The sequence below is a fragment of the Actinacidiphila polyblastidii genome (assembly GCF_036353415.1).
GTDB classification, from domain to species: Bacteria; Actinomycetota; Actinomycetes; order Streptomycetales; family Streptomycetaceae; genus Actinacidiphila; species Actinacidiphila polyblastidii.
In genome coordinates this window covers 253,450-265,196 of the sequence record NZ_JAZEWV010000008.1, presented here as the reverse complement: position 1 = coordinate 265,196, position 11,747 = coordinate 253,450, and the positions used below count along the sequence as shown (strand labels likewise).

At 73.4% G+C, this 11,747-nt stretch carries 11 protein-coding genes; 8 read left to right on the top strand and 3 right to left on the bottom strand.

Annotation, left to right across the window (positions count from 1 at the left end; all coding sequences use genetic code 11):
* Nucleotides 1-134 precede the first annotated feature (134 nt).
* A complete protein-coding gene (locus V2S66_RS13490) occupies nt 135-782 on the bottom strand; it encodes a hypothetical protein (protein ID WP_330794934.1) in 648 nt (215 codons plus the stop codon).
* Between the two features lie 253 nt (nt 783-1,035).
* On the opposite strand from V2S66_RS13490, the gene V2S66_RS13485 reads away from it, so the two are divergent.
* The 8 genes from V2S66_RS13485 to argH all read left to right on the top strand — a co-directional run bounded on the left by V2S66_RS13485 (nt 1,036) and on the right by argH (nt 9,580).
* The gene (locus V2S66_RS13485; protein ID WP_330794931.1) at nt 1,036-1,632 is read left to right on the top strand and encodes a heme-binding beta-barrel domain-containing protein; all 597 of its coding nucleotides are present in this window, start codon (nt 1,036-1,038) and stop codon (nt 1,630-1,632) included.
* 64 nt (nt 1,633-1,696) lie between these two features.
* Nucleotides 1,697-2,725: an N-acetyl-gamma-glutamyl-phosphate reductase gene (argC, locus tag V2S66_RS13480; RefSeq protein ID WP_330794930.1), complete on the top strand. Its 1,029-nt coding sequence runs from the start codon at nt 1,697-1,699 to the stop codon at nt 2,723-2,725.
* A gap of 133 nt (nt 2,726-2,858) precedes the next feature.
* The gene (gene argJ / locus V2S66_RS13475; RefSeq protein WP_330794928.1) at nt 2,859-4,013 is read left to right on the top strand and encodes a bifunctional glutamate N-acetyltransferase/amino-acid acetyltransferase ArgJ; all 1,155 of its coding nucleotides are present in this window, start codon (nt 2,859-2,861) and stop codon (nt 4,011-4,013) included.
* On the top strand, nt 4,010-4,999 hold the full coding sequence (argB, locus tag V2S66_RS13470; protein WP_330794927.1) for an acetylglutamate kinase: 990 nt from the start codon (nt 4,010-4,012) through the stop codon (nt 4,997-4,999). Before argJ ends, argB begins: the two co-directional genes overlap by 4 nt.
* A complete protein-coding gene (locus V2S66_RS13465; protein ID WP_330794924.1) occupies nt 4,996-6,216 on the top strand; it encodes an acetylornithine transaminase in 1,221 nt (406 codons plus the stop codon). The genes argB and V2S66_RS13465 overlap by 4 nt, the downstream gene beginning before the upstream one ends.
* A gap of 7 nt (nt 6,217-6,223) precedes the next feature.
* On the top strand, nt 6,224-6,763 hold the full coding sequence (locus V2S66_RS13460; RefSeq protein ID WP_330794922.1) for an arginine repressor: 540 nt from the start codon (nt 6,224-6,226) through the stop codon (nt 6,761-6,763).
* Nucleotides 6,764-6,923: 160 nt separating this feature from the next.
* Nucleotides 6,924-8,144, top strand: coding sequence for an argininosuccinate synthase (locus V2S66_RS13455; protein WP_330794920.1), 1,221 nt, complete (start codon nt 6,924-6,926; stop codon nt 8,142-8,144).
* Nucleotides 8,141-9,580, top strand: coding sequence for an argininosuccinate lyase (gene argH / locus V2S66_RS13450; protein ID WP_330794918.1), 1,440 nt, complete (start codon nt 8,141-8,143; stop codon nt 9,578-9,580). Before V2S66_RS13455 ends, argH begins: the two co-directional genes overlap by 4 nt.
* A gap of 96 nt (nt 9,581-9,676) precedes the next feature.
* Here argH and V2S66_RS13445 read toward each other — a convergent pair whose 3' ends face one another.
* Nucleotides 9,677-10,543 (bottom strand): glutamate ABC transporter substrate-binding protein, encoded by an 867-nt coding sequence (locus tag V2S66_RS13445; RefSeq protein WP_330794916.1) that lies wholly within the window; start codon nt 10,541-10,543, stop codon nt 9,677-9,679.
* A 380-nt stretch (nt 10,544-10,923) separates the two neighbouring features.
* A complete protein-coding gene (locus V2S66_RS13440; protein ID WP_413966380.1) occupies nt 10,924-11,631 on the bottom strand; it encodes a lysophospholipid acyltransferase family protein in 708 nt (235 codons plus the stop codon).
* Nucleotides 11,632-11,747: the final 116 nt, after the last annotated feature.

Here is an 11,747-nt window from a genome sequence, read left to right as displayed (position 1 = left end):
GGTTACTCCGCTCCAGTCTCCAACATTGCTTGATATCAAGATATCCCGTCGGGCGGCCTGCGGCGGTGGCGGGGGTGCGGTGGCGCAGTCCCGGGGTGGGGACGCCGAGGCGGGGGCGCGCGGCATGGCGGCGGTCAGCCGCCGGAGGGAGTGACCGCGGGCCCGGTGGCGGACGGATGCACCTCGAAGGGCGCGTCGCCCACGGACTCCTGCCGGCAGGGCCGCGTCCTGCCGCTCACACCCGGTCCGACGTCCGCGAAGTGGACGTCCAGCATGACGTCCCCGTAGTCGAGGCCCCGCGGCGCGTCGGCGTTGAGGCGAAAGCGCATCCGGTACGCGATCCTCGCCCCCGGCCGCAGCCCGCGGACCACCGCGATCGGGGGCGCGAGGGCGGGCGCGGGCCGCCACCCGTCGGCCCCCGGGGTGCGGACCTCCAGCGAGGAGTACGGGCCGAGCGGGGGGTCGCCGTCGCCGAGCGTCTGCCGCGTCGGATAGGCCGAGACGAAGGCCACCGGCAGCCTGCGGCCGGAGACGTTGGTCATCGAGGCGGTGAGCTCGTGCCAGCCGTCGCCGGGCCCGATGTTCCGCGGCAGCCCCCGCATCGACACCTGGAGTGAGTCCCTGCCCACGTCCGCGCGGGAACAGGCGGGCAGTGCCGTCAGCTCCGCCGCGGTCGGCGCGTGCGGCGACGGCCCGCGGGCGGTGAGGACCAGGGCCGCGGCCGCGCCGGCGGCCAGCAGGGCCGCGGCCGACGCGACCACGTTGCGACGGCGGAATCCCACGTGGCCCCCTGGGGGTGACGTCCGGCGAACGGCGGCCGCCGTTCCCCCGGGAGACGATCGGCGGCGCCCTGAGGTTGCGGTCCGCGGCCGGCGGACCGGTCGGGACGCCTCGACGGCGTTCCTGATCCGCCGCGCGGCGCGCCCGCCGCCCTGCTCCTCGCTCCTTGCCCGATATCCCGTGCGCGGCCCCCGGCCGCGGTCCGCGCCGCCTAGGCTTCGCGGGCACCGGCCCCCGACTCCAGGAGCGCTCACCGTGTCAGAGCCCGTACGCGAACCCGCCGCCGCGCCCGTCCCCGTACCCCTCCCCGAGCACCCCCTCCCCGAGCACCCCTACCCCGACGCCCACCGGCCGGACGGCGATCCCGCGCCGCACCCCCTGCTCGCGCCCGTGGCCGGTCTGCTGGGGAGCTGGCTCGGCCGGGGGCGCGGTGAGTACCCGACGATCGCCGAGGACTTCACGTACGCGCAGGAGGTCACCTTCAGCCACGACGGCAGGCCGTTCCTGCGCTTCGAGTCCCGCGCCTGGCTGCTCGGCCCGGACGGCGCCCCGCTGCGCCCGTCGGCGCGGGAGAGCGGCTGGTGGCGGCTGCAGCCCGACGGCAGGGTGGAGGCGCTGATCACCCAGCCCACCGGGATCGCGGAGATCGCGGTCGGCCTCGCGGCGGCCGGCACGGTCGACCTCGCCTCCCACACGGTGGCCCGCACGCCCACCGCGAAGGAGGTCGACGCCACCCGCAGGCGCTACGTGCTGACCGGCGACGGCGACGAGCTGACCTTCACGCATGACCTCGCGGCCGTCGGGCAGCCGCTGCAGCACCATCTCGCGGCGCGCCTGCGGCGGCAGCGGTAGCCAGGGCTTTGCATAAAAGTGCGGCTCCCCGTATAGTCATGCCGTCGTGAAGGAGGAGTCGTCGATGACGGTGCGAGTGGCGGTGGCCGGGGCCAGCGGATACGCCGGCGGTGAGGTGCTCAGACTGCTCGTCGGGCACCCCGGGGTCGAGATCGGCGCGGTGACCGGCAACGCCAACGCCGGGCAGCCGCTGGGCGCGCTCCAGCCGCACCTCGTGCCGCTGGCCGGACGGGTGCTGGAGAAGACCACGCCCGAGGTGCTGGCCGGGCACGACGTGGTGTTCCTCGCACTGCCGCACGGCCAGTCCGCCGCCGTCGCCGAGCAGCTCGGCGACGAGGTGCTCGTGGTCGACATGGGCGCCGACTTCCGACTCAGGGACGCGGCCGACTGGGAGAGGTTCTACGGATCGCCGCACGCGGGCACCTGGCCGTACGGCCTGCCCGAGCTGCCGGGCGGCCGCGCCGCGCTGGAGGGGTCCAAGCGCGTCGCGGTCCCCGGCTGCTACCCCACCGCCGTCTCGCTCGCCCTCGCCCCGGCCTACGCCGCCGGGCTGGTCGAGCCCGAGGCGGTGATCGTCGCGGCGTCCGGCACCTCCGGCGCGGGCAAGGCCGCCAAGCCGCACCTGCTGGGCTCCGAGGTGATGGGCTCGATGAGCCCGTACGGCGTCGGCGGCGGCCACCGGCACACCCCGGAGATGATCCAGAACCTCAGCGCCGCGGCGGGCCGCCGGGTGGGCGTGTCCTTCACGCCCACCCTCGCGCCGATGCCCCGCGGCATCCTCGCGACCTGCTCGGCGAAGGCACTGCCCGGCGTGACCGCGGCGGACGTCAGGACCGCGTACGCGAAGGCGTACCAGGACGAGCCGTTCGTGCACCTGCTGCCGGAGGGCCAGTGGCCCGCGACCGCCTCGGTCTACGGCTCGAACGCGGTCCTGCTCCAGGTCGCCCACGACGAGGCGGCCGGACGCGTCCTCGCCGTCTCGGCGATCGACAACCTCACCAAGGGGACCGCGGGCGGCGCGGTGCAGAGCATGAACATCGCGCTCGGCCTTCCCGAGACGACGGGGCTGCCCACCGTCGGAGTCGCGCCGTGACCGGCGCCGGCCCCCGGCGCGGGCAGGCGCCCCGGTACCGGGAGGCGTCGGGGTACGCACGGGCACCGCGGTACGCGCAGGCAGCGCGGTGCGCACACGCAAGGAAGCACGGACAGGCCAGGAGGAGCGAACGGTGACCGTCACGGCAGCCAAGGGGTTCACGGCGGCGGGCATCGCCGCCGGGATCAAGCAGAGCGGACAGCCCGACCTGGCCCTCGTGGTCAACACGGGACCGCGCCGCGCCGCCGCCGGCGTCTTCACCTCCAACCGGGTGAAGGCCGCGCCGGTCCTGTGGTCGGAGCAGGTCGTCAAGGGCGGCGCGGTCACCGCGGTGGTCCTCAACTCGGGCGGCGCCAACGCCTGCACCGGCCCGCAGGGTTTCCAGGACACCCACGCCACCGCGGAGAGGGCCGCCGAGGTGCTCGGCCACAGCGCCGGCGAGATCGCCGTCGCCTCCACCGGCCTGATCGGCGTCCTCCTGCCGATGGACCGGCTGCTCAGCGGGATCGGCGCGGCCGCGGCCGAACTGTCCCCGTACGGCGGCGAGAAGGCCGCCCTGGCCATCAAGACCACCGACTCCGTGCACAAGACCGCGGTGGCGACCGGCGCCGGCGGCTGGACCGTCGGCGGCATGGCGAAGGGCGCGGGCATGCTCGCGCCGGGCCTCGCCACCATGCTCGTCGTGCTGACCACCGACGCCGACGTGGACGCCGGCGCTCTCGACAAGGCGCTGCGCGACGCCACCCGGCAGACCTTCGACCGGATCGACTCCGACGGCTGCATGTCCACCAACGACACCGTGCTGCTGCTCGCCTCCGGGGCCGCCGAGGTCAGCCCGGAGTACGGCGAGTTCGCCGACGCGGTCCGCACGGTCTGCGCCGACCTGGCGCGCCAGCTGATCGGCGACGCCGAGGGCGCGAGCAAGGACATCAGGATCGAGGTGGTCGGCGCCGCCAGCGAGCAGGACGCGGTCGAGGTCGGCCGGTCGATCGCCCGCAACAACCTGCTCAAGTGCGCGATCCACGGCGAGGACCCCAACTGGGGCCGGGTGCTGTCCGCGATCGGCACCACCGGCGCGGTCTTCGAGCCCGACGCGCTGAACGTCGCCATCAACGGCGTCTGGGTCTGCCGCGGCGGCTCGGTCGGCGAGGACCGCGACCTGGTCGACATGCGGTTCCGCGAGGTGGTCGTCACCGCGGACCTCGCCGCGGGCGACGCCTCCGCGGTGATCTGGACGAACGACCTGACCGCCGACTACGTCCACGAGAACAGCGCGTACAGCTCATGACCGCATCCGGCGAGCAGGACCGGACCCGGCCGCAGGCCCCGGCGGGGCAGCAGGCGGAGCCCGCCAGGCCCGGGACCGCGCCGCGCAGGCACACCGCGCTGGCCAAGGCGCAGGTCCTCGTCGAGGCGCTGCCCTGGCTGACCCGGCACCACGGCAGGACCGTCGTCATCAAGTTCGGCGGCAACGCCATGGTGGACGACGCGCTGAAGGCGGCGTTCGCCCAGGACGTGGTGTTTTTGCGGCACGCCGGCCTCAAGCCGGTGGTGGTGCACGGCGGCGGCCCGCAGATCAACGCGCAGCTCGCACTGCACGGCCTGGTCAGCGAGTTCAAGGCCGGCCTGCGGGTGACCACGCCCGAGGCGATGGACGTGGTCAGGATGGTGCTGGCCGGCCGGGTGCAGCGTGAACTCGTCGGCCTGCTCAACCAGCACGGCCCGCTGGCGGTCGGCATGACCGGCGAGGACGCCCACACCATCACCGCGGTCAAGCACTACCCGCGGATCGACGGCGAGGCGGTGGACATCGGCCGGGTCGGCGAGATCACCGCCATCGACACCGGGGCGATCCAGGCGCTGCTGGACGACGGCCGCATCCCGGTCGTCTCCTCCATCGCGCGGGCCGCCGACGACGGCCACATCTACAACGTCAACGCCGACACCGCGGCCGCGGCGCTCGCCGCCGCCCTGGGCGCGGAGACGCTGATGGTCCTCACCGACGTCGAGGGCCTGTACGAGGACTGGCCGCACAGCGACGAGGTGATCAGCCGGCTGACCGCGGGCGAGCTGGAGAAGCTGCTGCCCGAGCTGTCCAGCGGCATGGTCCCGAAGATGGAGGGCTGCCTGCACGCCGTGCGCAACGGGGTGCGCACCGCCCGCGTCATCGACGGGCGGGTCCAGCACTCGATCCTGCTGGAGATCTTCACCGACGAGGGCGTCGGCACGATGGTCGTGCCCGACGACGCACCTGACGAAGGAGGGGCGACGTGAGCACCGCGACCGGCAACCAGGAGCTGACCCGGCGCTGGCAGGGGTCGCTGATGGACAACTACGGCACCCCGCGGGTGCCGCTGGTCCGCGGCGAGGGTGCGACATTCTGGGACGCCGACGGCGCCGCCTACACCGACTTCGTCGGCGGTATCGCGGTCAACGCGCTCGGCACCGCCCACCCGGCGGTCGTCGAGGCGGTCAGCCGGCAGGTCGCCTCGCTCGGCCATGTCTCCAACCTGTTCGTCGCCGAACCGCCGGTGGCGCTGGCCGAGCGGTTGCTGCAGCTCTTCGGGCGGCCCGGCCGGGTGTTCTTCGCCAACTCGGGCGCCGAGGCGAACGAGGCCGCGTTCAAGATCGGCCGGCTCACCGGCAGGACCGGCATGGTCGCCACCGAGGGCGCCTTCCACGGGCGCACCATGGGCTCGCTCGCGCTGACCGGGCAGCCGAAGAAGCGCGCCGCGTTCGAGCCGCTGCCCGGCGACGTGACCCATGTGCCGTTCGGCGACGCCGAGGCGCTGCGCGCCGCGGTCACCACCGACACCGCGCTGGTGATCCTGGAGCCGATCCAGGGCGAGAACGGCGTCGTCGTACCGCCTCCCGGCTATCTGCGGGCGGCCCGCGAGATCACCGCGGCCACCGGCACCCTGCTGGTCCTCGACGAGATCCAGACCGGCGTCGGCCGTACCGGGCACTGGTTCGAGTGCCTGGCGCAGGGCGTCGAGCCCGACGTGGTGACGCTCGCCAAGGGACTGGGCGGCGGCCTGCCGCTCGGCGCCGCCGTCGCCTTCGGCCCGGCCGCCGACCTGCTCACCCCCGGTGCGCACGGCACCACCTTCGGCGGCAACCCGATCGCCTGCGCCGCCGGGCTCGCGGTGCTCGACACCATCGCGGCCGACGGGCTGCTCGACCACGTCAAGCGGCAGGGCGAGAAGCTGCGGGAGGGCATCGAGTCGCTGCGGCACCCGCTGGTCGATCATGTGCGCGGTGCCGGCCTGCTGATCGGTATCGTGCTCACCGAGCCGCTGTCGGGACCGGTCCAGCAGGCGGCTCAGGACGCGGGCTTCCTGGTGAACGCCGCTGTGCCCGGCACGGTGCGGCTGGCGCCTCCGCTGATCATCGGCGACGATCAGACGGACGCGTTCCTCCAGGCGCTGCCGGGCGTCCTCGACCGGGTGCGGCGGGACGTCCGGGCGGCCGAGGAGCGAGACGGAGAATGACGAGACGATGAGCGAGGCGCAGGCGCAGACGCAGGGCGGCGGCCAGGCCGTACCGCAGACACGAACGGCGCGGCACCGCAGGATCGTGGACATCCTCGGCCGGCTGCCGGTGCGTTCGCAGAGCCAGCTCGCCAAGGCGCTCGCCGACGACGGGCTGAACGTCACGCAGGCGACGCTCAGCCGCGACCTCGACGAGCTGGGCGCCGTCAAGATCCGCACCAACGACGGCGAGCTGATCTACGCGGTCCCCTCCGAGGGCGGTTTCCGCACCCCCCAGGCCCCGCTGGGCGAGTCGGTCAAGGAGGAGCGGATGCGGCGGCTCGCCGCCGAGCTGCTGATCTCCGCGGAGGCGTCCGCCAACCTGGTGGTGGTGCGCACCCCGCCCGGCGCCGCGCAGTTCCTCGCCTCCGCCATGGACCAGGCCGAGGTGCACGACATCCTCGGCACCATCGCGGGCGACGACACCGTCGTGCTGATCAGCCGGGACCCGGCCGGCGGCCAGAAGCTCGCCGACCACCTGCTGCGCCTCGCCCAGGGCGAGGGCTGACACCGGCCGCGGCCCCCGGAGGTTCCCGGGGGCCGCGGCCGGTCTCCGCCCTCGCCGCTCCCCGCGCCTCTCCGCCACGCCGCTGACCTGCCGCGTTGACGAAGCATGCAGTGGAGTGCATACTTATACGAGTCAGTGTATGCATCGTAAGGAGAGACCCGTGACCGAGCGCGTCGTACTCGCCTACTCGGGCGGACTTGACACCTCCGTCGCCATCGGCTGGATCGCCGAGGAGACCGGCGCCGAGGTCATCGCGGTCGCGGTGGACGTCGGCCAGGGCGGCGAGGACCTGGACGTCATCCGCAAGCGTGCGCTCGCCTGCGGCGCGGTCGACGCCGAGGTCGCGGACGCCAGGGACGAGTTCGCCGAGGAGTACTGCCTCCCGGCGATCCAGGCCAACGCCCTGTACATGGACCGCTATCCGCTGGTCTCCGCGCTCTCCCGGCCGGTCATCGTCAAGCACCTGGTGGCCGCCGCCAGGAAGCACGGCGCCGGCACCGTCGCCCACGGCTGCACCGGCAAGGGCAACGACCAGGTCAGGTTCGAGGCCGGCATCTCCGCGCTCGCCCCCGACCTCACGTGCATCGCACCGGTCCGCGACTACGCCATGACCCGCGACCGGGCCATCGCGTTCTGCGAGGAGAAGAACCTCCCGATCACCACCAGCAAGAAGTCCCCGTACTCCATCGACCAGAACGTCTTCGGCCGCGCCGTCGAGACCGGCTTCCTCGAGGACATCTGGAACGCCCCGATCGAGGACGTCTACGAGTACACCGCGAACCCGGCCACCCCGCGCGAGGCCGACGAGGTCGTCATCACCTTCCGGCAGGGCGTCCCGGTCGCCCTCGACGGCAGGCCGGTCAGCGTGCTGCAGGCCGTCCAGCAGCTGAACGCGCGGGCCGGCGCCCAGGGCGTCGGCCGGATCGACATGGTCGAGGACCGGCTGGTCGGCATCAAGTCCCGGGAGATCTACGAGGCCCCCGGCGCGATCGCCCTGATCACCGCCCACCAGGAGCTGGAGAACGTCACCGTCGAGCGCGAACTCGCCCGCTACAAGCGGCAGGTGGAACAGCGCTGGGGCGAGCTGGTCTACGACGGCCTGTGGTTCTCGCCGCTCAAGCGGGCCCTGGACGGCTTCATCGCCGAGGCCAACCAGCACGTCACCGGCGAGATCCGGATGGTCCTGCACGGCGGCCGGGCCGTCGTCACCGGCCGGAAGTCCGACACCTCGCTCTACGACTTCCACCTCGCCACCTACGACACCGGCGACACCTTCGACCAGTCGCTGTCCAAGGGGTTCATCGAGATCTTCGGCATGTCCGGCAAGATCGCCGCCCGGCGTGACCTGCGGACCGCGCACGACGTGGACGTCGCCCAGTGAGCGCGGACGGCGCGGGCGCGCCCAAGGACGTCAAGCTCTGGGGCGGCAGGTTCGCCGACGGACCCTCCGCCGCCCTGGAGCGGCTCTCCGCCTCGGTGCACTTCGACTTCCGGCTGGCCCCGTACGACATCGCCGGCTCGCGGGCGCACGCCCGGGTGCTGCACCGGGCCGGGCTGCTCACCGCCGAGGAGCTCGACCGGATGATCGGCGGCCTCGACACCCTCGAAGCCGACGTCGCCGCGGGCGACTTCCGCGGCACCATCGCCGACGAGGACGTGCACACCGCGCTGGAGCGCGGCCTGCTGGAGCGGCTCGGCCCCGACCTCGGCGGCAAGCTGCGGGCCGGCCGCTCCCGCAACGACCAGGTGGCCACCCTCTTCCGGATGTACCTGCGCGACCACGCGAGGATCATCGGCGGCCTCGTCGCCGACCTGCAGGACGCGCTGGTCGGCCTCGCCGAGGCGCACCCGGACACCGCGATGCCCGGCCGCACCCACCTCCAGCACGCCCAGCCGGTGCTCTTCGCGCACCATGTGCTGGCGCACGTCCAGGCGCTGTCCCGGGACGCCGAGCGGCTGCGGCAGTGGGACGAGCGGACCGCGGTCTCCCCCTACGGCTCCGGCGCGCTGGCCGGCTCCTCGCTCGGCCTCGACCCCGAGGCGGTGGCCAGGGACCTCGGCTTCGAGCACGGCAGCACCGGCAACTCCATCGACGGCACCGCCTCGCGGGACTTCGCCGCCGAGTTCGCCTTCGTCACGGCGATGATCGGCGTCAACCTGTCGAGGATCGCCGAGGAGGTCATCCTGTGGAACACGAAGGAGTTCTCCTTCGTCACCCTCCACGACGCCTTCTCCACCGGCTCCTCGATCATGCCGCAGAAGAAGAACCCGGACATCGCCGAGCTGGCCCGCGGCAAGTCCGGCCGGCTGATCGGCAACCTCACCGGGCTGATGGCCACCCTCAAGGCGCTGCCGCTGGCCTACAACCGGGACCTCCAGGAGGACAAGGAGCCGGTCTTCGACTCCTGCGACCAGCTGGAGGTGCTGCTCCCGGCGTTCACCGGGATGATGGCCACCCTCACGGTGCACCGCGAGCGGATGGAGGAGCTGGCGCCGGCCGGCTTCTCGCTCGCCACCGACATCGCCGAGTGGCTGGTACGGCAGGGCGTGCCGTTCCGCGTCGCGCACGAGGTCGCGGGGGAGTGCGTCAAGGTCTGCGAGGCCGAGGGCATCGAGCTGCACCAGCTGACGGACGAGCAGTTCGCCAAGATCTCCGCGCACCTGACCCCCGAGGTGCGCGGCGTGCTCGACGTGCCCGGCGCGCTGGCCTCGCGCGACGGCCGCGGCGGCACCGCGCCCAGCGCGGTCGCCGTCCAGCTCGCCGAGGTCAAGGCGGACCTCGCGGTCCAGCACGCCTGGGCCGACGCGAAGAAGTAGTCCGCGCACCGGCCCGAGCCCTCGGCGGCGACGGCGCCCGGCGGTCGTCCGCCGGGCGCCGCGCCGATCCCGGCGCGTCAGTCCCGGTACGCCGTGTCAGTCCCGGTACGACGCGGCCGGCGGGGGGATGAACTGGCCGGCGGAGGAGCCCAGCCAGCGCTTCTCCAGCGCGACCAGCGAGCCGTCCTGCCGCATCTGCTCCAGCACCCCGTTGACGAACCGCACCAGGTCGGTCTGGTCGCGGCGCATCGCGATGCCGTGCGGCTCGCGGGTGAACCGCGGCCCGATCAGCCGGGTGTCGGGGTCCTGCGCCTGCAGCCCGATCAGGATGGTGTCGTCCGTCGAGGCCGCGTCCACCTTTCCCAGCTGCATCAGCATCAGGCAGTCCGTCCAGTCCGCGACCGCCACCGGGATCACGGGGTGCTTCCTGATGTCCTCCAGCGTCTGGATCGACGTGGTGCCGCCCGCCGCGCACACCTTCCTGCCGCCGAGGTCGTCGATCGACCGGGCCGGGGAGGACCGCGGCACCAGCACCCGCTGCCCGGCGTCCATGTAGTCGCTGGAGAAGGCCACCTGCTTCCACCGGTCGCAGTTGATGGTCATCGAGTCCACCACGATGTCCACCGAGTGCTCGGTCAGCACCGGGATGCGCCGGGCCGAGGTGATCGTCCGGAACTGGATGCGGTCCGGGCTGCCGAACAGCGCCGTGGAGATCCGCCGCAGCAGCTGGATCTCGAAGCCGTCCAGCTGCCCGGTGAGCGGGTCGCGGTAGCCGAAGAGGTACGAGTTCTGGTCGACGCCGGCGATCAGCCGGCCGCGGGCGACGATGTCCGCCATGGTGGAGTGCGCCGGCATGTGGCCCGGCTGCGGCAGCGGCCCCTGCGGACGGTAGCTCTCCAGCGGGTGGCACGACTCGTCGGCCGGGGCGCGCCGCGGCAGGTCCGCCTGCTGAAGGGCCGTCACCCGCTGACCCGGCGGCCGCGCCGGCGCGGCCCCTCCGGTCCCCGACGCGGTCACCACCACCGCGGAGAGCGCCGCGGCCCAGGCGGCATGCCGCAGGGCCCGGTTCCGTAACCTCGCGCGCGGACCGGCCGCACGCCTCCCGTCCCCGCCGCCCTCGGCTCCACGGACCACGCGACCCCCTCGGCACTGCGCCCGGTATCCGGATGGGCACAGCATGTCACCCACCCGTCGACGGCGTAGACGGATCGCGGCAGGTCGCCGGTTCCACCGACGGCGGTCCGGCAGGCAGCGGGCGGCGGTGAAGCGGAGGAGGGGCGGCGGAGAATCGGTGCGGGAGCGCCGGCGGGAGAGCCCGGCCGGCGTCCTCGGCGGTGCGAGGGTCAGGCGGCCTTCGCCTTGGTGGCGTAGATGTCCACGTACTCCTGGCCGCCAAGGCGCATGACGTGGCTCATCACCTCGTCGGTGACGGCGCGCAGCACATAGCGGTCGCGGTCCATGCCCTCGTAGCGGGCGAAGTCGAGCGGGGCGCCGAAGCGGACGGTGACCGGGGCGATCCTGGGCATGCCCTTGCCGCCGGGCTGCACCTTGTCGGTGCCGATCATCGCGAACGGCACCACGGGCGCGCCCGTCATCATCGCCAGCCGGGCGATGCCGGTACGGCCGCGGTACAGCCGGCCGTCAGGGGAGCGGGTGCCCTCCGGGTAGATGCCGAAGATCCTGCCCTCGTCCAGCACCCGGCGGCCCGTCATCAGCGCGGCGACACCGCCGCGGGCGCCGTCCCGGTCGACCGGGATCATGCCGCAGGTGGTGAAGAACCAGGCCATCAGGCGGCCCTTGACGCCCTTGCCGGTGACGTACTCGTCCTTGCCGATGAAGTACACCTGCCGCTCCACCACCAGCGACAGGAACATCGAGTCGATGAAGGTGACATGGTTGCCGGCCAGGATCACCGGGCCCTCGCCGGGGATGTGCTCGATGCCCTCGACGACCGGCCGGTACAGCACACGCATCAGCAGACCGAGGATCACCTTGAGCACGCTGCGGGACAGGCGGGAGAACAAGGGACCCCTCCGGGCGGTGACGGTCATGACGGCGACGGGTTCGCGTACGACCTTACCGGCCCGTACACCACGACGATACTTCCGCAAGCGGCACCCGCGCGCGCCGGGTTCACCCACCGGATACACAGTGTTGACGCAGGCGG